Genomic DNA, 19,440 nt, shown 5'->3' with positions numbered 1-19,440 from the left:
CTTGCGTGCCTTCCTGTGTTCGGGCATGGCTCGAACCCGACGTTTCAGCAAATTCCGGGTTTCTCCATGTCCGACGCTCTTTCACCGCTCGCTCCAAAATCCTATCCCGAAATGCCCGAAATCGGCGGCGTGCGATTTGCGACTGCGCAAGCCGGAATCAAGTACAAAGGCCGGACGGATGTGCTCTTGGTGGAGCTTGCTGAGGGAACCACTGTTGCCGGGGTCTTTACCAAGTCCAAATGCGCTTCGGCGCCGGTGGACTGGTGTAAGGCGCAACTGGTGTCCGGCACGGCGCGGGGCCTCCTGGTCAATTCCGGAAACGCCAATGCGTTTACCGGAAAGAAGGGCGCAGAAGCCGTTGCCCTGTCAGCCGGGATCGCCGCAAAGGCTCTTGGATGCAGTGACAAGGAAATTTTTCTCGCATCGACCGGCGTAATTGGCGAACCGCTTGATGCAGGGAAATTCGATGCGGTCATTGCTGATCTCGCTTCTGCCGAACAAAGGGACGCCTGGCTGGATGCAGCCAGAGCGATCATGACCACGGATACTTTTCCGAAATTGGCGACTGCGGCCGTTGAACTGGATGATACCGAAGTTGTGATCGGTGGAATGGCCAAGGGCGCGGGCATGATTGCGCCGGACATGGCGACGATGCTGTCCTTTATCTTTACCGACGCGCCCGTAACCGCCGACGTTCTCCAAGCGCTTTTGTCGGACAAGGTCGATGGCAGTTTCAACGCCATCACTGTCGACAGTGACACATCCACGTCGGATTCTGTTCTGCTCTTTGCGACGGGGGTGGCCGCAGACCGGGGTGTCGAGCCAATCAAGTCTCTTGATGATCCGCGTGTTGGCGTGCTGCGGTCAGCACTCGATGACGTCATGACAGACCTTGCGCATCAGATTGTCCGCGATGGCGAGGGCGCCAGGAAGTTTGTTCAGATACAGGTTTCAGGAGCTGAAACGGATGTCTCCGCCAAACGCATCGCCCTGTCGATCGCCAATTCACCCCTCGTGAAGACGGCAGTTGCAGGGGAAGACGCAAACTGGGGCCGGGTTGTCATGGCGGTCGGCAAGGCCGGAGAACCGGCGGACCGGGACCGGTTGGCCATCTGGTTCGGAGATGTCCGTGTCGCCGTCAATGGCGAGCGGGATGCCGATTACAGCGAGGAAGCCGCATCTGCTGTCATGAAGCAGGAAGAGATCGCCATCAGCGTCGAACTGGGCCTCGGCAAGGGCCAGGCCACGGTCTGGACCTGCGATCTGACCAAGGAATACGTGGCCATCAACGGCGACTATCGGAGCTGATCCGGTGCTTCGGCTGCCGGATGCTGAAAGTTGTTCGGATTGGTTTTTAAATTGTAAACGGATTGTCGACTATTGGGACGGATTGAATGACCCGGACAGTGTTTGTTGCGGCCTGCGCTCTTGTGGATGTTGATGGTCGCATTCTTCTGGCCCAAAGGCCGGAAGGCAAGTCAATGGCAGGATTGTGGGAATTTCCGGGAGGAAAAGTCGAAGAGGGAGAGCGGCCGGAAGAAACCCTGATCCGCGAATTGCACGAAGAGTTGGGAATTAGCGTTAACGAAGCGTGTCTCGCACCCTTAACTTTTGCAAGCCACGTTTACGAAGATTTTCATCTCTTTATGCCTCTTTATATCTGCCGACGTTGGGAGGGTGTCCCCACAGGCCGCGAAGGGCAGAACCTGAAATGGGTCCGGCCGGTGCGCCTGAGGGACTATCAAATGCCGGCAGCCGACGAGCCACTCATTCCCTTCTTGTTGGATTTGGTGCCCGGCTAGATCGGTTCTTGTGTCAGGGTGAAGGATCTATGGCTAAATCAAGCTTGCTGCGCAAACGAGAAGTCAATCAAATAAGATCCTTCGGCTCACAAGCAGGCGGCTCGAGCAAGGCCGAATACGCCCTGATCACCGCATTGATCGGAATTGGCATCCTCTCGTCGGTGATCGCGATCAGCGATACCTTGCGGACCAACTATCATGACCGCGCGCAAGCACCCATCATAGAGCTGAAAATCGATTGACTTGTTTCTCTAAAGAACATCCTTGAGGCTCATTTTCGCCGAGCCGGGTGTCAACGGCTTTTGCTGGCTTTCGTGCGGAGCCCATCCTGACAGCGTGATCATGTCGAAGCTTGCCCGGATACGCCCATCCGGGTCCGCATAATCCTGAGCATAGAGTTCGGCTGCCCTGAGCAGGGTAGACCGCTTCAGGGGCGCAGGGCGGTCGTTCAAGGCCGCGGTCGCGCCCATTGCGCGCAGATCCTTCAGAAGGGCAAACATGTTGTCATAACGGACTGTCAGTGTGTCCTTGTCGGTTACGGGCAGGGCAAAGCCCGCCCGTTGCAGGAGAGCCCCCAGATCCCGTGTGTCGGCAAAGGGGGCGACACGGATTGATGCTCCTCCCGTGGTCTCAAGCTCCGCACGCATCAAAACATCGCGCAGCTCGTGCAGCGTGTCGGCGCCTGGCAGGGTCGCCAGCAACAAGCCGTCCGGCTTCAGGGCCCGGCGCAACTGGATCAGTGTTCCGGGGAGATCATTCACGAATTGCAGGGTAAGAGGGGAGATGATGAGACTGACCGTCTCGTCGCCCAACGGCGGAAACGCATCATCGAATACAAAATCGCATTGTCTGCCGTGAGGATTGGCGAAGAACAGGTGCCCGCGATACAGCTGCGCAACCTTGCCGCTCTCGATGATCATGCGGGCAAGGTCATCATTGTGTCCGCCGAGATCAATCGCTGTATCGAATGTCCGGTTGACCGGGATCAGGCGGTCGGCCAGATCCGCAGCAACAGCCGACACCAGAAAATCCGCGCCTGGCTGAAAAGCCTTGAGCGCGCGCTGGCGGCGCATCTGGAGAAGCTTGCGGTCGAACAGTTCGACTTGGGACATGGCGAGATCCGGTCAATCGTTGTTATCTCGGCCCCATATCGCATGCGGCACCTGAAGGTCAAAGCTGCTATTGTGATCTCATGTCGGCAAATGCTCTGGACCATCAAAAAATCCATGCGGCCTTGGGTGCGCGGGGCATAGCTTTATTCGGACAGTTAAACCGCTGCCTGCTCGATTTTCTGCTGCCTCCCAGGTGCCTGACCTGCAACAGGGAAATCGACCGTAGTGGCGGGTTGTGCCCAACGTGCTGGAGCGAAGTCCCGTTTATCGAGGCTCCCCTTTGCGACCGGTACGGGACGCCCTTCTCGCACGACATGGGGGAGGGAGCGGTGAGTCCGCGGGCCATTGCCGAACCGCCCTTGTTCGATCGGGCGCGGGCCGTGGCCATATATTCGGGCAAGGCGCGGGAGATGGTTCACCGGTTCAAATATGGTGCGAGACGGGAATTGGCGGCTCCGATGGCGCGTTTGATGGCACGCGCCGGACAAGAGCTTTTTGAAGATGACTGTCTGCTCGTTCCGGTGCCGCTTCACTGGACCCGCAGGATTGAACGCCGTTTCAATCAGGCCGCCGATCTCGCTGTCGAATTGGGGCGGGAAACGGGGCAGCCGGTGCTTTTGCAGGGACTGCAAAGGACCCGGAAAACCCAAAGGCAGGTAGGATTGAGTGGCAAGGACCGGATCCGGAATGTCCGGGGAGCTTTCGCGGTTTCCGAGGCCGGGCGTGCGCGTGTGTTCGGGCAGCGGATTGTCTTGGTCGACGATGTCCTGACAACCGGCTCGACGGTTCAAACCTGTGTCCGGGTTCTTCGGTCAGCCGGTGCCGGGCAGGTGGATGTTTTGACCTTCGCACTCGCGGATCTGACGAGTGCCTCTTCCTAGGCCTTGCGTTCGACATCCGGACAATCAAGCCGGAAAGACATGGAAAGCTTGTGTAAACTTTACAATATCATTTATAAGCACGAACTTTGATGGCATCTCGACAGGACTTCAACGGAAGACGTCATGGCAAATGTAGTAATCTATACGCGGCAGCTTTGCGGTTTCTGTACAGCGGCAAAAAAGCTTCTGGACCAGAAAGGCGTTGAATACAGCGAGCAGGACGCCACTTTCGATCCTGAGCTGCGGCAGGAAATGATCCAGAAGGCCAATGGCCGGTCAACCTTCCCGCAGATTTTTGTCGGCACCGTGCATGTCGGTGGATGTGACGATCTTTTCGATCTCGACCGGTCCGGCAAGCTCGACGCCTTGCTGGCGGCTTAAAGGCCAGACGGACCATTGACCTGGAGCGAGACATGAGCGTTTTCAAGGCAGCCTGCATTCAGCTTCGAAGCGGCAAGTCCGCGCCGGAAAACATCGCACAAGCCGAAACCCTTATCCGCTCGGCTGCGCGTGAAGGTGCTCATTACGTTCAAACGCCCGAAATGACCAATGTTCTGGTGCGCTCGAGAGACGAGCTTCTGGAGCAGATCACGCTGGAAGCCGAAGACCCCTCGCTTGCCCGGTTTCGGGGGGTGGCAAAAGAACTTTTGCTTTGGATTCATCTGGGGTCCCTGGCCATCTTGAGGGACGACGGAAAGGTTGCCAATCGCGGGTTCCTCATAGCGCCGGACGGTGAGGTGACTGCGCGCTACGACAAGATCCACATGTTCGATGTAGACCTGCCCAATGGCGAGAGCTGGCGCGAATCCGCCACCTATGAGCCTGGCCTTGTGGCCGAGATTGTAGATTTGCCATGGGGGAAGCTGGGCATGGCCGTTTGCTATGACGTGCGATTTCCTTCGATCTTCCGCAATCAGGCAAAGGCTGGTGCCAAAATCTTGACGATGCCTGCTGCCTTTACCCGTCAGACCGGGGAGGCTCACTGGCACGTCTTGCAGCGGGCACGTGCAATTGAAAACGGAGCCTTCGTGATTTCCGCAGCTCAAGGCGGGACCCATGAAGATGGCCGCGAGACTTACGGTCACAGCCTGATCGTTGACCCGTGGGGGGCGGTGATTGCCGAGCTCGACCATGACGAGCCGGGCTTCGTGAGCGCGGAAATAAATCTGGAAGATGCCGCAAAGGCCCGCAGCCGAATTCCGGTCCTGCTGAATGAGCGGCCGTTTGGTATTGGCGGGCAGGAGCGACTGGAGATGAGTGAGTGATCCGTTACACCCTGCAATGCGAGGCCGGAACGGCCCACCGGTTCGAGGCATGGTTCCGAAATTCGACCGATTTTGACGAGCAAAAAGAGCGTGGCCTGTTGTCCTGCCCGGCCTGTGGTTCGTCGCAGATCCGCAAAACGCTGATGGCACCTGCTGTGTCGACGTCACGCAAAAAAGCCGAACATTCGGAAATTTCGGTCGAACAGACTGCACACGTGTCCGTCAATACTGACGCGGCACCTGCGCCAGCAAATCCGGGGGCAGAAACCGTTCCGCACAGCGGTCAGGCCGCCTTGCTGCCAGTTGATGTCAAGCAGAAGCAAGTGGTTGAGGCCTTGCGTGTCTTGAAGACAAAACTTCTCGAAAACTCGCAATATGTCGGGGCAAAATTCGCTGAAGAAGCCCGCAAGATGCACTATGGCGACGAAGCGCTGAAGCCGATCCACGGCGAAACAACACCAAAGGAAGCCGAGGAATTGCTCGATGAGGGCGTTTCCGTCTTGCCGCTGCCTGCGTTGCCTGACGAGAAGAATTGAGCAGCCGGACAGCTTGTCAGTTGAGAAGCCAGTTTTTCAACACGGCCGTCGTCTGATCCGGTTCTTCCAGTGTCGGCAGGTGGCCGCTGCCCGCGATTACGGCAAGGCGGCTACCCGGGATGAGGTTGTGGATTTCCCGGGCCAAATGGGGCGGTGTCAATCTATCTCCGTCCCCGACCACGACCAAAGCCGGGCAGCCAATTTCCTTTAAAAAAGGGCGTGAATCAATTCGGGCGATCAATGCGGTCTGTTGCCGAACAAAGGCGTCTGGTCCCGTATCAATCGCCATATCGACGACTATCTGCCTGAGTGCCGGATCGTTTTCCCGTTTTTCATGCACAAAGCCGGGATAGAGAAGATGCGGCACCTTCTCGAAATTCTTTTTCCGTGCCAGTTCGATCAGGAACTTGCGGCGCTTCGTTTGTTCCGGCACATCGGCTCGGGCATTGGTCGCGATCATGGCGACCCGGCTGACGCGTTCCGGTGCGGCGCGCAACAGCGCCATGGCGATGTAACTGCCCATGGACAGGCCGATAAGAGAAAAGCGCTCAGGGGCGGTCTTGAGGATATCTTCAACAATGTCCGGGATCGCATCTTGCCGGGTATGGTCGGCAACCATGACCGGGTGATCTGCAAGGGCGGTCATCTGAGGCGCGTAAAGCACTTCAGTGCACAGCAGGCCGGGCACGAACAGGATCGGGTCAGCCATGGCTCCGTTCAGTTTTCCCGTGGACGTTCCGCCAGCATCATGTAGTTGACATCCATGTCGCGAGAAGGACGCCAATTGTCGGTGACAGGATTGAACGTCACCCCGCAGCGGTCGATGACCTGAAGACCGGCGCCTTGCAAAGGCCCCTCGATTTCGGACGGACGTACAAGCTTGTCATAGGAATGCGTGCCCTTGGGGAGCCAACGCAGAACATATTCAGCACCGACAATGGCCAGTGCATAGGCTTTCATCGTCCGGTTGATTGTCGCGACGAACATGAGCCCGCCAGGCCGGACCATGCTCGCGGTCGCACCCAAAAACAGGGGAACATCGGCAACGTGTTCGACAACCTCCATGTTGAGCACAACGTCGAATGTTTCGCCTGCCTCGGCCAATTGTTCGGCGGTTGCGGCCCGGTAGTCGATGTCGAGGCCGGATTGCTGCATGTGGAGGCGGGCGATCTCGATGTTTGTCTCGGACGGGTCCGCGCCGACAACATCCGCCCCGAGCCGTGCCATGGGTTCGCTCAGCAAACCGCCGCCACAACCAATGTCCAGAAACCGCAGCCCCTTGAATGCATCGGCAGCGTTCGGGTCCCGGTTGAACCGGCTGCACACCGCATCCTTGATGTAGGTCAGGCGCACCGGGTTGAACTTGTGAAGCGGCTTGAACTTGCCGGCCGGGTCCCACCATTCGGCTGCCATGGCTGAAAACCGAGCAACTTCAGCATCGTCCACTGTCGAACCCTGCCGGGTTACCGTCTTGTCGTCGCTCATTTTTCTTCCTTTCAATGGTCCCGCAAATTCTGCCGACAGAAACTCGATCTAGGGTCCGAACTCTTTTGTCAAGGGATGCAGTTGCAGCGCAGGGTCTGTGCCTGTATGCATGTCCGCCGATCCGCTGGGCGCGTTTCGCGTTCTTACCCACGACGAAAAGACTACGAGCACAATGGCGCGACTGGTTTTGAAATTCGGCGGTACTTCGGTTGCCGACCTTGACCGCATCAGGAATGTGGCCCGCCACGTGAAACGGGAAGTTGACGCCGGCCATGAGGTTGCTGTCGTTGTTTCCGCGATGTCCGGGCAAACGAACAAGCTTGTGCAGTTTTGCCGCGAGGCTTCACCTTTGCACGATGCGCGCGAATATGATGCGGTTGTCGCATCAGGCGAACAGGTGACCTCCGGGTTGCTGGCGATCGTGCTGCAGGACATGGGCGTCAATGCGCGTTCCTGGCAAGGCTGGCAGGTTCCGATCAAGACGGATGGAAACCACGGCGCAGCCCGCATCCAGGAGATTGATGCGGACTTCCTGTGTGAGCGTTTGTCCCAGGGCCAGGTCGCGGTGCTCGCCGGTTTCCAGGGCATTGCGCCGGACAACCGGATTTCGACCCTCGGGCGGGGGGGATCCGATACCAGCGCGGTCGCGGTAGCAGCGGCGGTCAAGGCGGATCGCTGTGACATCTACACGGACGTGGACGGCGTCTACACCACTGATCCGCGGATTGTGCCCAAAGCCCAGCGGCTGGAGCGTGTATCCTTCGAAGAGATGCTGGAAATGGCGTCACTTGGCGCGAAGGTGCTTCAGGTCCGCTCCGTTGAAATGGCCATGGTGCATGGTGTCCGCACATTCGTGCGTTCAAGTTTTGATGATCCGGAAGCCCCGCAAGTCGGCAATGGCGGCCTTCCCCCTGGAACTCTAATCTGCGACGAGGACGAACTCGTGGAACAGCAAGTTGTAACCGGTATCGCGTTTTCCAAAGACGAAGCCCAGATCTCCCTTCGCGACGTGGCGGACAAACCGGGTGTGGCGGGAACGGTTTTCGGTCCGCTTGCGGATGCAAATATTAACGTCGACATGATCGTCCAGAACATTTCGCCGGACGGCAAGACCACTGATATTACGTTCACGGTTCCCGAAAGCGACTATGATCGGGCAATCAGCGTTCTGGAAGAGAACCGGGGCGAGATCGGGTTCCAGAATCTTGAAGGCGCAACCGATGTCGTGAAGGTCTCCGTTATCGGTATTGGAATGCGGTCCCATGCAGGTATCGCTGCCCAATGTTTCCGCGGCCTCGCTCAAAAAGGCATCAACATCCGGGCGATCACCACGTCGGAAATCAAGATTTCGGTGCTCATTGATTCAGCATATACGGAGCTTGCGGTACGGACTCTGCATTCGCTATACGGTTTAGACGGATAGAGATTCCCAAAGCGGCTGTGGCAGGCGAGGCTGCCACACCGTGAGTGGGGGCAAGACGGGGTAGGCGATGCGCAGCAACCTGGCCGGTCCGCGCCTTTTGCTCCGTCGACTCCGCGAAGTGATGGCGGAGCCGATCAAGGCGCAGGAGCGGCTCGACAAGATCGTGGTTTTGATCGCGTCGAACGTGGTCGCCGAAGTGTGTTCCGTATACATTCTGCGGGCGGACGGCGTTCTCGAACTGTATGCGACCGAGGGGCTCAACCGCGATGCGGTGCACAAGGCGTCCCTGCGTGTCGGGCAAGGTCTCGTCGGGCTGATCGCTGCCGAAGCGCGGCCTCTCAACCTTCCGAATGCGCGGGCCCATCCGGGATTTGCCTACCTTCCGGAAACCGGAGAGGAAGCCTACAACTCGTTTCTCGGTGTGCCGATCCTGCGGGCCGGGCGCACGCTTGGCGTTCTGGTTGTACAAAACAAGTCGCACAGAACCTATCTTGAAGACGAAGTTGAGGCATTGCAGACAACGGCCATGGTCATTGCCGAAATGGTTGCCGCGGGCGAGTTGGAGGCGATTTCCCAGAAGGATACAGGGCTTGACCTTTCGCGCCCCATTCACGCTCCGGGCATTGCCCTTGCGGATGGGGTCGGGCTTGGTCACGTGGTTCTGCACGAGCCCAGGGTCGTCGTCACCAACCTGATCGCAGAGGATACTGAAGCGGAAAGCGCGCGTCTGGAGGCGGCGATCAACCGTCTTCGGCTATCGATTGATGATCTGCTGGCGAGCGGCGAAATTGCAGCGACCGGCGAGCACAGGGATGTGCTCGAAGCTTATCGCATGTTTGCCTATGACCGTGGCTGGATCCGGAAGATCGAAGAGGCCATTCGAAACGGCCTGACGGCTGAGGCGGCTGTTGAAAAGGTTCAGAGTGACACCCGTGCCCGCATGCTGCGTCAGACCGATCCGTATCTGCGTGAGCGCTTGCATGATCTTGATGATCTTGCCCATCGTCTGATCCGCGAACTGATGGGGCGCCAGCACGGCTCTGCCGGAGACGAGCTGCCGCAGGATGCCATTATCGTCGCCCGCAACATGGGGGCGGCCGAACTTCTCGACTATGGCCGGGATCGGGTGCGCGGGCTTGTTCTGGAAGAGGGCGGCGCGACCAGTCACATAACCATCGTTAGCCGGGCTCTCGGCATTCCAATGGTTGGCCAGGTCGAGGACATCGTCAGTCTCGCAGATGCCGGGGATGCGATCATCATCGACGGTGAGGCGGGCGAAGTGCATTTGCGTCCGGCTGTCGATGTAGAGAATGCTTACGCCGAGAAGGTCCGTTTCCGGGCCCGTCGCCAGGCGCAGTACCGGAGGCTGCGCAACAAACCTTCAGTCACCAAGGACGGGGCCGAGATTTCCCTGCAGATGAATGCGGGGTTGCTTGTGGACCTTCCGCATCTGGCTGAAGCCGGTGCTGCGGGTGTCGGGTTGTTCCGGACCGAGCTTCAGTTCATGGTCGCTTCATCCTTCCCGCGGATGCGTGAACAGCAACTGCAGTACGAACAGGTTCTGGATGCGGCTGACGGCAAACCGGTCACCTTCCGGTCACTCGATATCGGGGGCGACAAGGTGCTGCCCTATCTGCGGTCGATCCAGGAGGAAAATCCTGCCATGGGCTGGCGGGCGCTTCGCCTGGGGCTCGACAGGCCGGGTCTGTTGCGCACACAAATCCGTGCGCTTCTTAAGGCTGCTGCGGGCCGGGAACTGAAGCTCATGTTCCCGATGGTCGCCGAGGTCGAGGAATTCATTCAGGCGCGTGCGCTGGTGGAAAAGGAAATCAAGCATCTGCGCCGTCACAGCCACGAGACGCCGGAAACGATCCGGCTCGGGGTTATGGTGGAGGTGCCTTCGCTTCTGTTTCAGATGGACGAGCTGATGGAGCATGTGGACTTCATCTCTGTTGGCTCGAATGACCTGTTTCAGTTTTTCTGTGCGGCGGATCGTGGCAACACGCGGGTGGCAGACCGGTTCGATACGCTCGGAGTTGGTTTTCTGAGGGCATTGCAGCGGGTTGTTGTTGCAGCCAACCGCGCTCATGTGCCGGTGACCTTGTGTGGCGAGCTTGCGGGACGCCCGCTCGAGGCCATGGCGCTGATCGGGTTGGGGTACAGGGACTTGTCCATGTCCCCGGCATCGCTCGGCCCGGTCAAGGCCATGCTGCGGACCCTCGATGCCGGTCGCTTGTCGGCCCGGTTGTTGCCGCGTCTGGAGCCGGGTCACCCGCAAACCGATATTCGAGACCTGTTGAAGCGCTTTGCCGCGGAAACGGATGTCGCGCTCTAGCGGCTTTATCTTTGCATTCAAAAGCCCTTGTCGGGACTGAGGAGACCTGCGCTCATGCTGGCGCGTCAGAAATTGAATTCGCTCTTGGACCGGTTTGCGGAACTGGAACACCAGATGTCTGCCGGGGCCGATCCCGCGCAATATGTGAGGATGTCCCGTGAGTACTCGGGTCTGGAGCCGCTTGTCCTGAAAATCCGGGAGCTGGTGAAAGCGGAGGAAGATCTGGCCGGGGCCGAAGCCTTGCTGAGCGACCCGGAAACGGATTCCGAAATGCGTGAGCTCGCCGAAATGGAGCGGGATGATCTTGCAGGGCAGGTTGAAAACCTGACCCAGGATGTGCGCATCGGGTTGCTGCCGAAAGACAAGGCGGACGCGAATGATGCAATTCTTGAAGTCCGGGCAGGCACCGGTGGCGACGAAGCGGCGCTGTTTGCGGGAGACCTCTTCCGGATGTATCAGCGTTATGCCGAATTGCGGGGATGGAAAGTGGAGATCCTGTCGGCCAGCGAGGGCGAAGTCGGCGGTTACAAGGAAGTGATTGCTTCCGTTTCCGGCGAAAACGTCTTTGCACGGCTGAAATTTGAATCAGGTGTTCACCGGGTCCAGCGGGTCCCTGCAACAGAGTCCGGCGGCCGGATCCATACATCCGCGGCAACGGTTGCAGTCTTGCCGCAGGCAGAAGAAGTCGACGTCGACATTCAGGACAGCGATCTTCGGATTGACACATTCCGCGCCTCCGGTGCTGGGGGTCAGCACGTCAACACCACCGATTCTGCCGTTCGCATTACCCATATGCCAACGGGGATTGTCGTCGCTGTTCAGGACGAGCGCTCACAGCACAAGAACAAGGCACGCGCCATGCAGCTTCTGCGCGCGCGCATTTTCGACGAGGAACGCGAACGTGCAGCAAGTGAACGGACTGAAGCGCGCCGGCTGCAAGTCGGTTCGGGTGACCGCTCCGAACGCATCCGGACCTACAATTTCCCACAGGGGCGGGTGACCGATCACCGGATCAATCTGACGCTCTACAAGCTTGATCAGATCATTGCGGGAGAAGGTCTGGATGAAATCGTTGAGGCCCTGATCCTTGACCATCAGGCAACCCTGCTGGCCTCCGAGGAGGCAGTCTGAGCAGTCATGAACATCGGGCCCTTCTACCGGGAGCTTCGGGATCGCTTTCGGGCTGCCGGACTACCGACCCCGGAGCTTGATGCGCGGATTCTAATCGCTCATGTCACCGAACTCCGGCCATCCGACATTGTTCTGGCGGAAGACCGGGCACTGACTGTTGAACAGGCTTCAGATTTGCGGGTGAAAGCGAACCAGCGGGTGGGCGGAAAGCCGGTGGGACGCATTTTGGGTGAGCGTGAATTTTACGGGCTTGTCTTCAAACTGAATGACGCGACGCTTGAACCGAGACCTGACACCGAAACGCTGATTGATGCAGTTTTGGCGCGGGCTCAAACGGGTAAACCATTCCGATTGGCGGACATCGGGACAGGTACCGGCGCCATTGCGGTGGCGCTCTTGAGTGAGTGTCCTCATGCAACGGCCCTGGCAGTGGATCTGTCGCCAGATGCATTGTCCTGCGCTTACGATAATGCGGCTCTGAACGAGGTCGAAGACCGGTTGCTGGTCGCTCAATCGGATTTTTGCGAGGCCGTCGGTCAAGGCTATGACTGGCTGATCAGCAATCCGCCCTATATCCGGTCCGATGTAATCCGGGAGCTTTCAGACGAGGTTCGCTTGCATGACCCTGCACTTGCCCTTGATGGGGGGCAGGACGGGCTTGAAGCGTATCGGCGTATTGTCGCTCAGTCCCACCGCATCTTAAAAGATGGCGGCTGGATTGCGTTCGAGATTGGCTATGATCAGGCGGGTTCCGTAAGTGCCCTGCTGCTGGAAAATGACTATTGCGATGTGGAGGTCCTGCAGGATTTGGCGGGACAGGATCGTGTTGTGGCCGGTCGCAAGGGCAAATCTGCAGGCTTTTAATCCATATGCGAAAAAGCACTTGGAAAACGGGAAAGAACAGGATAGTTTCAATCTCGCCGAGACCGGAATTGTGATCTTGCAGTAGCAGGGGCTGCCTCACCGGCAACATGGGGACAAACGCCAGAATTTGCGTTTTGAATCCGTTGTTCAACGGAGCATCCGGACAATCGGACTGTCACATATTTGAAGAGCCGCTCGTTTTATATGACGCGAGAGGTTTTCACAGGTTTTAACGTGGCATCCGCTGGCCATTACGTTGGGTCTAGGTAATTATTTCGTATCGGTTTTAGGCAATTCCGATGTTGGGTCGGCAGTAGGCTGGCCGCCGTTCCTTAAGAGAAAACGGCAGGATGAGACCAGGAAATCAAAGCAACAAGCGCATGCGCGGACGGGGCCGAAAGGGACCTAACCCGCTGACTCGGACCTACGAATCGAATGGTCCCGATGTAAAGATCCGTGGTACCGCTTTGCACATTGCGGAAAAGTACCAGCAACTTGCTCGCGACGCTCAGGCGTCCGGCGACCGGATCATGTCCGAAAACTACAATCAGCACGCCGAGCATTATTTGCGGATCGTGGCGTCGGCCCAGGCACAGTCGCAGCCGAACCTGTCGTCCAGTCGGCAGGATTTCGAGGAAACGGCTGAAAGCGGTTCTGCCAATGGACAATCGGGTGGACACGGATCGCATGAGCGTTCCAGGTCCGACCGCCATGGCAACGGGACGGCACATGAGGCTCCGGCACCTGTGGTTGACGAGGACAGCCCGCAACCCTTTATCGACAGCATGCCGACAATAGATGCGGCCGGGCAGGTCAACGGCAGCGGTTCTGCCGAGGCCGGGACGGATGAAGCGTCGGCCGCAGATGTCGAAGACGAGAAGCCGAAGCGCCGGACGCGGGGAACCCGGGGCCGGGGCGTAAAAACAGCTGCAGCCGAGACTAGTGAAGAGCCGGCGGGTGCTTCCGAAGCCGCGCCTGTGGAAGAGGCTCCGGTCAAACCGAAGCGCCGGTATACGCGCAGGCGGACCAAAGCGGCTGACGAGTCGTCTGCAGACAGCGAAACCGTCGCTGCCGGAGAGTAACCTCCGACAGTTTGAACTTCTGAAAGCGGCGTCCAATCGGGCGCCGTTTTTTCGTGCTCTTACGGATTTCCTCCGAACCCCTTTTGTGATCGTTTTGCAACACTATATGAAGTGGGCGGCGAGAGACTTGCCGTGCGGGTGCCCGCAACAGGGGCCTGCATTCCTGTTCGTCGACCATGCTTCGGGTGGTGCGGACGCAAAGGAGGTTGAGCATGAATTTTGAGAAGTATACCGAACGCGCCCGCGGATTCGTGCAATCTGCGCAGACATTTGCTCTTGGTCAGGGCCATCAGCAATTTACCCCTGAACACATCCTGAAAGTGCTTCTGGATGACAAGGAGGGTTTGGCCGCCGGGCTGATCCAGAAAGCCGGTGGGGATGCAAAGCTCGCGAGCTCGCAGCTGGAAGCCATTCTGGACAAGATGCCGAAGGTTTCGGGCGGGACCGGGCAGCTTTATCTGTCTGCAGCCACGGCGCGCTTGTTCGAGCAAGCCGAGAAAATTGCCGAGAAGGCCGGCGACAGCTTCGTGACCGTCGAGAGGCTCCTGCTTGCCCTTGCGATGGAAGGGGAGACCGCAAAGCTGCTTTCAAAAGCCGGTGTAACTCCGAACGGTCTGAACGAGGCAATCAACCAGCTTCGCCAAGGCCGTACGGCCGACAGTGCCACGGCGGAAAACCAGTATGAAGCGCTCAAGAAATATGCCCGCGATCTCACCCAGGTGGCCCGTGACGGCAAACTGGATCCTGTGGTCGGTCGTGACGAGGAAATCCGCCGGACGGTGCAAGTTCTCTCGCGCCGGACGAAAAACAATCCCGTCCTGATTGGTGAGCCCGGCGTAGGCAAGACCGCTATTGCTGAAGGTTTGGCTTTGCGGATCGTCAATGGCGATGTGCCTGAATCCCTAAAGGACAAGCGCCTGCTGGCCCTCGACATGGGGGCGCTCATTGCAGGTGCAAAATACCGCGGCGAATTCGAAGAGCGCCTGAAGGCCGTCCTGGCCGAAGTCGAAGGTGCTGCCGGTGGTATCATCCTCTTCATTGACGAGATGCATACGCTTGTCGGTGCCGGCAAGGCTGACGGGGCGATGGACGCCTCCAATCTGCTTAAGCCGACTCTTGCACGGGGCGAGTTGCACTGTGTTGGTGCCACGACACTTGATGAGTACCGCAAGCATGTCGAAAAGGACGCGGCTCTGGCGCGCCGGTTCCAGCCGGTCTTTGTCAGCGAACCTACGGTCGAGGACACGATTTCGATCCTGCGCGGGATCAAGGAAAAATATGAACTCCATCACGGTGTTCGCATAACGGATTCGGCAGTGGTGTCTGCGGCGACCCTGTCGAACCGCTACATCACCGACCGGTTCCTGCCGGACAAGGCCATTGACCTGATGGACGAAGCTGCGAGCCGGTTGCGCATGCAGGTGGACTCCAAGCCCGAAGAACTGGACGAACTGGACCGCCGGATCATCCAGTTGAAAATCGAACGCGAAGCGCTCAAGGTCGAGGAAGATCCGGCAGCAAAAGATCGCCTTGAAAGACTGGAAAAGGAAGTATCCGATCTCGAGGAAGAGGCGGATGCGCTCACCGCCCGTTGGCAGTCCGAAAAGGAAAAGCTCAATCTTGAACAAAAAATCAAGGAGCAGCTGGACCAGGCCCGGATCGATCTGGAAATCGCACAACGGCGTGGCGATCTTGCCAAGGCCGGTGAACTGGCCTATGGGGTTGTTCCGGATCTCGAACGAAAGCTGTCGGAGGCCGAAGCTTCGGAAGACAAGGACACGATGGTCGACGAGGCCGTTACGTCCTCTCACATCGCTCAGGTGGTCTCGAAATGGACCGGCATTCCGGTTGACAAGATGCTGGAAGGCGAGCGCGAAAAGCTCTTGCGCATGGAAGATGTCCTGGCAAAGCGGGTCATCGGTCAGGCAGAGGCCATTCACGCTGTTTCGACCGCTGTGCGTCGGGCACGGGCGGGTCTTCAGGATCCGAACCGGCCGATCGGGTCGTTCATGTTCCTGGGGCCAACCGGAGTCGGCAAGACCGAACTGACCAAGGCGCTGGCCAGTTTCCTGTTCGACGACGATACCGCAATGGTCCGGATCGACATGTCCGAATACATGGAGAAGCACTCGGTCGCACGCCTGATCGGCGCACCTCCCGGCTATGTCGGCTACGAGGAAGGCGGCGCACTAACCGAAGCGGTCCGGCGCCGGCCCTATCAGGTGATCCTGTTCGACGAGATCGAAAAGGCGCATGGCGACGTGTTCAATGTGCTGCTTCAGGTTCTGGATGATGGCCGGTTGACGGATGGTCAGGGGCGGACCGTCGACTTCCGCAACTCCTTGATCATCATGACCTCCAATCTCGGTGCCGAGTATCTGGTAAGCCAGTCGGAAGGCGACGACTCGGACGCCGTGCGTGGTGAGGTCATGGACGCGGTTCGTGCGCATTTCCGGCCGGAGTTCCTGAACAGGCTGGATGAGATCGTTCTGTTTCACCGGCTGCAGCGGTCCCAGATGGCCGATATCGTCACGATCCAGCTGGAACGGCTGCGGGCACTTCTCAAGGATCGTAAGATCAGTTTGCATCTGGATGACGCGGCAGTCGGCTGGCTCGCACAGAAGGGATATGACCCGGCCTATGGAGCCCGGCCGTTGAAGCGCGTGATCCAGAAGGACGTTCAGGATCCGCTGGCCGAGAAAATCCTGTCCGGTGAGTTTGCTGACGGGCAAACGATCAATGTCTCGGCGGGGGGCGATCGCCTGCTGTTCACGGTTGAAAGCACAGCTTCTCCCGTAGCCGCCTGAGTGAAGAATTTTTAAATGAAAAAAGCCCCGCTTTTTGCGGGGCTTTTGCATGTTGGGCGCAGCTGCCGGTTCATGTATCCGGGGTTTACTGCACAGCGGCTATCCGTGACGGGCGGCGGGCGTTTTCCAGAAGGGCGTCGATCCGATGGCGTTCGGTTTCAAATGCGGCGAGCATGTCGCCGTCGAGCACCCGGCCGCGTGGCAGCTTGATCCGCATGGGGTCGACGAAGCGGTCATTGACTTTCACTTCGTAGTGCAGGTGGGGGCCCGTGGAGAGCCCTGTCGATCCGACATAGCCAATCACCTGGCCTTGGGCCACGGTAACACCTTCCTTGATGCCCTTGGCAAAGCCGGTCATGTGATTGTAGGTGGTCTTGTAGCCGTTGACGTGGCGCAATTCGATCCGCCGTCCGTAACCTGAACTCCATCCGGCCTTCACCACGGTCGCATTTCCGGCTGCCATGATCGGCGTTCCACGCGGTGCCGCCCAGTCGACACCTGTGTGCATCTTTTTGTAGCCGTGGATCGGATGACGGCGCATGCCAAACCCGGAGCGGAACCGGCCGGATGAAATGGGTTTGCGCATCAGGAACTTTTTCGCGCTTTGGCCGTTCTCGTCATAGTAGTCGACCATTCCGTCATCGGGCGTGCGGAACCTGTAGAAACGTCTTTGGGTCGAGCCCGTGTTGAGCGAGGCAAACAGAACTTCGGGCATGGAGCTGCTGGCGTTCTCATCGTCCGCATAGAAGACCTCAAGCGAATCCCCGGGCTGAACCCGCGCATTGAAATCGACATCGAATGAAAAGATCCGGATCATCTCGTCGATCAGGGGATCGGACATGTCCTGTTCGAGACCGGTCTGATAGATGCTGTCATATACTGCAGGGGTCGGACCGCCATAGGAGATCCTGTCGGCTTCGGCAAAGGCGTCGGCGAGGAACGTCGTTGGAGCCGCAGCCTTTACATAATTGCCCTTGTCCGCACGGGCGATAGTTGCCTTGTGCACCTTGTCCGCATAGAGGCTGACCCGTTCCGGACGCATGCGGCCGGAACCGTCCGGGACCGGGGCATAGGCGATCCGCAGGCGTTGACCGTCCGACAGTTGCGACACCGAATAGAGGTCGGAAAATGCGGTCTGGATCAGGTCTGCCTCGGTTTCCGTGGCATCATTGTCCCGCATGACATCAAACAGATCCATGCCGTCACCGAGCGGGACGATCTTTTCGTCCATACCAGCATAGCTTTTTTCTTCACCGCGCTTTGAAACAAATGAAACATTTTCAGGTGTGATCCTGACGGCATAGCGCTGAATATCGGGCTGGCGGGCGAGATTGAAATCGAAGCGGCCCGGATCAAACAGTGCATTTGCGCTTGCCCCGATCGAATTGTCAGGAAGAAAGCGCGCTGTCTGGCGCACATGACGTTCGATTTCCGTCTCGGACGGGGTTTCATCCAGATCGATGTCGGTGCTGTCGACCGGGAAGCTTGTCAGACTGATGCTGACCTCGCCTTCCACCTTGGCGCCATAGATCGCATCGGTGAAGATGGCTTCCGTTGCGATCTGTTGCGGAACCGTCTGGTTCTCGGAAAACATGTTTACGGGATTGAAGGGCGGAATCTGCTGCGCCAGCTCCGCATTCTTGCGGGTCGCGAGGCTCGATGAGATCAAGGCATAATGCCGGACACGGATATGTTCGCGGTCGCCTTCGCGCGTAACAACATTGACCGGAATGATCTGCTTGCTTGAATACTCAGCCGCGGTTTTCAGGATACGGTCGCCCTTGATCCCGAAGTTTCGGCCAATCCGGTTCGGCGCTCCGGAGAGCCCTCCGTCCGGGCTTGTGGCCGCCGCAACGCTGTATTGCCCGTCAAGAGCGGAGACGAGCGCACCTCCCATAAGGGCCAAAGAGGTGAAGCCCGTCAGAACGGCCCCCGCAAGCCAGCGAATGGATACGCTTTTGCGGTCATGAAGCAGATGCTGGTCTTCGCCCGCAACAAGTGGCGGCTGTTCGCCAAGATCCACTGCGAAGTGGCTGGCGGTCTGAAACGGGCCGGGCTGTAACTGTTTTTTCGACTTACCCGTGTTCATGTCGCCTGGTTTGATCCCCGTCGTGTTTCCTTGTGAGCCTGCGTTCTATACCCGCTCGGCCGGCTGCTTTCCAGCAGTTCCGTTCCGTTTGGCGCGGACGGCCCGATTGCTCTGCCGGAACGAAGCTTATGAACCAAAGGCTTTTGGTGCGTATGGAATACGGCATTAATGCGGCGTCTCACGCGAAACTTGGCCCGCGGAAGCGCAAATCGGTATTCGCGGTGATCGCATTGATATGGGGCGGCACAATTCGCATTGCCTTCATGCCAGCCTTACTTCATGCCGGCTATTATAGAGAGCAAAAGCTCCGCGGGTCCTGCAGAGAAGGCTGAGCGCCCTTTCTTCACCCTGTTGAAAACGTAAGTGGGTGGGAAAACTCCCGCATTTCTGCGCTTTCACAGGTGGGTGGTGAATAATATGAATCTTTTTTGACAGCCCGTGTTGACAGCAAAAGGGGGGCTGCGTATAACCCGCTCCATCGACGGCGGCGCCGCTGAGACGCGGTTCCAAACCAGTCGGGTTTACCAGACAAGCAGGCATGTTGGCCCTAACCGGCAACAGTTTTTTGTCTTCAGGTCTTCGGGCCGTAGCCTTTTTGGGCTTGTTCTTTGACAATTTGGTATTGAAG

Annotated in this window: 18 protein-coding genes and 1 pseudogene; 14 read left to right on the top strand and 5 right to left on the bottom strand. The window is 58.3% G+C overall.

The genetic code is table 11. From position 1 onward, the window contains the following. The first annotated feature begins 66 nt into the window (after positions 1-66). The 3 genes from argJ to E1297_RS24975 all read left to right on the top strand — a co-directional run bounded on the left by argJ (position 67) and on the right by E1297_RS24975 (position 2,044). Positions 67-1,308 (top strand): bifunctional glutamate N-acetyltransferase/amino-acid acetyltransferase ArgJ, encoded by a 1,242-nt coding sequence (gene argJ / locus E1297_RS24985; protein WP_155143260.1) that lies wholly within the window; start codon positions 67-69, stop codon positions 1,306-1,308. Positions 1,309-1,394: 86 nt separating this feature from the next. Next, positions 1,395-1,802, top strand: a complete 408-nt coding sequence (locus E1297_RS24980; protein WP_155143216.1) for a (deoxy)nucleoside triphosphate pyrophosphohydrolase — start codon at positions 1,395-1,397, stop codon at positions 1,800-1,802. Positions 1,803-1,831: 29 nt separating this feature from the next. Then, entirely contained in the window at positions 1,832-2,044 is a 213-nt protein-coding gene (locus tag E1297_RS24975; RefSeq protein ID WP_155143215.1) for a Flp family type IVb pilin, read from the top strand. A gap of 9 nt (positions 2,045-2,053) precedes the next feature. On the opposite strand, the gene E1297_RS24970 is transcribed toward E1297_RS24975, so the two are convergent. Further along, positions 2,054-2,914: a methyltransferase domain-containing protein gene (locus E1297_RS24970; RefSeq protein WP_155143214.1), complete on the bottom strand. Its 861-nt coding sequence runs from the start codon at positions 2,912-2,914 to the stop codon at positions 2,054-2,056. Between the two features lie 80 nt (positions 2,915-2,994). Here E1297_RS24970 and E1297_RS51335 point away from each other — a divergent pair. The 5 genes and pseudogenes from E1297_RS51335 to E1297_RS24950 all read left to right on the top strand — a co-directional run. Beyond that, positions 2,995-3,216 (top strand): annotated as a pseudogene (locus tag E1297_RS51335) (double zinc ribbon domain-containing protein); the annotation flags it as partial. 27 nt (positions 3,217-3,243) lie between these two features. After that, positions 3,244-3,795 (top strand): ComF family protein, encoded by a 552-nt coding sequence (locus E1297_RS24965; RefSeq protein ID WP_368669673.1) that lies wholly within the window; start codon positions 3,244-3,246, stop codon positions 3,793-3,795. Positions 3,796-3,918: 123 nt separating this feature from the next. Further along, a complete protein-coding gene (gene grxC, locus E1297_RS24960; protein WP_155143212.1) occupies positions 3,919-4,176 on the top strand; it encodes a glutaredoxin 3 in 258 nt (85 codons plus the stop codon). Positions 4,177-4,208: 32 nt separating this feature from the next. Continuing rightward, positions 4,209-5,060 carry a carbon-nitrogen hydrolase family protein gene (locus E1297_RS24955; RefSeq protein ID WP_155143211.1) on the top strand — a complete coding sequence of 284 codons (852 nt, stop codon included), beginning with the start codon at positions 4,209-4,211 and terminating at the stop codon, positions 5,058-5,060. Continuing rightward, positions 5,057-5,596, top strand: a complete 540-nt coding sequence (locus E1297_RS24950; RefSeq protein WP_209015975.1) for a DUF1178 family protein — start codon at positions 5,057-5,059, stop codon at positions 5,594-5,596. Before E1297_RS24955 ends, E1297_RS24950 begins: the two co-directional genes overlap by 4 nt. Before the next feature lie 16 nt (positions 5,597-5,612). On the opposite strand, the gene E1297_RS24945 is transcribed toward E1297_RS24950, so the two are convergent. Then, a complete protein-coding gene (locus E1297_RS24945; RefSeq protein ID WP_155143210.1) occupies positions 5,613-6,305 on the bottom strand; it encodes an alpha/beta fold hydrolase in 693 nt (230 codons plus the stop codon). 8 nt (positions 6,306-6,313) lie between these two features. Then, positions 6,314-7,081, bottom strand: a complete 768-nt coding sequence (ubiG, locus tag E1297_RS24940; RefSeq protein WP_155143209.1) for a bifunctional 2-polyprenyl-6-hydroxyphenol methylase/3-demethylubiquinol 3-O-methyltransferase UbiG — start codon at positions 7,079-7,081, stop codon at positions 6,314-6,316. Positions 7,082-7,253: 172 nt separating this feature from the next. On the opposite strand from ubiG, the gene E1297_RS24935 reads away from it, so the two are divergent. The 6 genes from E1297_RS24935 to clpB all read left to right on the top strand — a co-directional run bounded on the left by E1297_RS24935 (position 7,254) and on the right by clpB (position 16,723). Continuing rightward, positions 7,254-8,504: an aspartate kinase gene (locus E1297_RS24935; protein WP_155143258.1), complete on the top strand. Its 1,251-nt coding sequence runs from the start codon at positions 7,254-7,256 to the stop codon at positions 8,502-8,504. 67 nt (positions 8,505-8,571) lie between these two features. Beyond that, positions 8,572-10,839, top strand: coding sequence for a phosphoenolpyruvate--protein phosphotransferase (gene ptsP, locus E1297_RS24930; protein ID WP_155143208.1), 2,268 nt, complete (start codon positions 8,572-8,574; stop codon positions 10,837-10,839). A 54-nt stretch (positions 10,840-10,893) separates the two neighbouring features. Next, positions 10,894-11,970 (top strand): peptide chain release factor 1, encoded by a 1,077-nt coding sequence (prfA, locus tag E1297_RS24925; protein WP_155143207.1) that lies wholly within the window; start codon positions 10,894-10,896, stop codon positions 11,968-11,970. A gap of 6 nt (positions 11,971-11,976) precedes the next feature. After that, the gene (prmC, locus tag E1297_RS24920; RefSeq protein WP_155143206.1) at positions 11,977-12,834 is read left to right on the top strand and encodes a peptide chain release factor N(5)-glutamine methyltransferase; all 858 of its coding nucleotides are present in this window, start codon (positions 11,977-11,979) and stop codon (positions 12,832-12,834) included. 350 nt (positions 12,835-13,184) lie between these two features. Then, positions 13,185-13,916, top strand: a complete 732-nt coding sequence (locus E1297_RS24915) for a DUF4167 domain-containing protein (RefSeq protein WP_155143205.1) — start codon at positions 13,185-13,187, stop codon at positions 13,914-13,916. Positions 13,917-14,128: 212 nt separating this feature from the next. Then, positions 14,129-16,723 (top strand): ATP-dependent chaperone ClpB, encoded by a 2,595-nt coding sequence (gene clpB / locus E1297_RS24910; RefSeq protein WP_155143204.1) that lies wholly within the window; start codon positions 14,129-14,131, stop codon positions 16,721-16,723. A gap of 85 nt (positions 16,724-16,808) precedes the next feature. Here the strand turns inward: clpB and E1297_RS24905 are convergent, their stop codons facing one another. Next, on the bottom strand, positions 16,809-18,812 hold the full coding sequence (locus tag E1297_RS24905) for a M23 family metallopeptidase (protein WP_155143203.1): 2,004 nt from the start codon (positions 18,810-18,812) through the stop codon (positions 16,809-16,811). Between the two features lie 261 nt (positions 18,813-19,073). Next, a partial coding sequence (locus E1297_RS49905; protein ID WP_209015974.1) for a hypothetical protein occupies positions 19,074-19,440 on the bottom strand: 367 nt, incomplete at its 5' end.

The organism is Roseibium sp. RKSG952, from assembly GCF_009711355.1.
The sequence above is the reverse complement of the archived record's forward strand: the minus strand, read 5'-3'. Positions and strand labels throughout refer to the sequence as shown.

Coding starts and splice junctions, on each gene's coding strand:
- argJ (WP_155143260.1), top strand. CDS start 67: ATGTCCGACGCTCTTTCACCGCTCGCTCCAAAATCCTATCCCGAAATG.
- E1297_RS24980 (WP_155143216.1), top strand. CDS start 1,395: ATGACCCGGACAGTGTTTGTTGCGGCCTGCGCTCTTGTGGATGTTGAT.
- E1297_RS24975 (WP_155143215.1), top strand. CDS start 1,832: ATGGCTAAATCAAGCTTGCTGCGCAAACGAGAAGTCAATCAAATAAGA.
- E1297_RS24970 (WP_155143214.1), bottom strand. CDS start 2,914: ATGTCCCAAGTCGAACTGTTCGACCGCAAGCTTCTCCAGATGCGCCGC.
- grxC (WP_155143212.1), top strand. CDS start 3,919: ATGGCAAATGTAGTAATCTATACGCGGCAGCTTTGCGGTTTCTGTACA.
- E1297_RS24955 (WP_155143211.1), top strand. CDS start 4,209: ATGAGCGTTTTCAAGGCAGCCTGCATTCAGCTTCGAAGCGGCAAGTCC.
- E1297_RS24945 (WP_155143210.1), bottom strand. CDS start 6,305: ATGGCTGACCCGATCCTGTTCGTGCCCGGCCTGCTGTGCACTGAAGTG.
- ubiG (WP_155143209.1), bottom strand. CDS start 7,081: ATGAGCGACGACAAGACGGTAACCCGGCAGGGTTCGACAGTGGACGAT.
- E1297_RS24935 (WP_155143258.1), top strand. CDS start 7,254: ATGGCGCGACTGGTTTTGAAATTCGGCGGTACTTCGGTTGCCGACCTT.
- ptsP (WP_155143208.1), top strand. CDS start 8,572: ATGCGCAGCAACCTGGCCGGTCCGCGCCTTTTGCTCCGTCGACTCCGC.
- prfA (WP_155143207.1), top strand. CDS start 10,894: ATGCTGGCGCGTCAGAAATTGAATTCGCTCTTGGACCGGTTTGCGGAA.
- prmC (WP_155143206.1), top strand. CDS start 11,977: ATGAACATCGGGCCCTTCTACCGGGAGCTTCGGGATCGCTTTCGGGCT.
- E1297_RS24915 (WP_155143205.1), top strand. CDS start 13,185: ATGAGACCAGGAAATCAAAGCAACAAGCGCATGCGCGGACGGGGCCGA.
- clpB (WP_155143204.1), top strand. CDS start 14,129: ATGAATTTTGAGAAGTATACCGAACGCGCCCGCGGATTCGTGCAATCT.
- E1297_RS24905 (WP_155143203.1), bottom strand. CDS start 18,812: ATGAACACGGGTAAGTCGAAAAAACAGTTACAGCCCGGCCCGTTTCAG.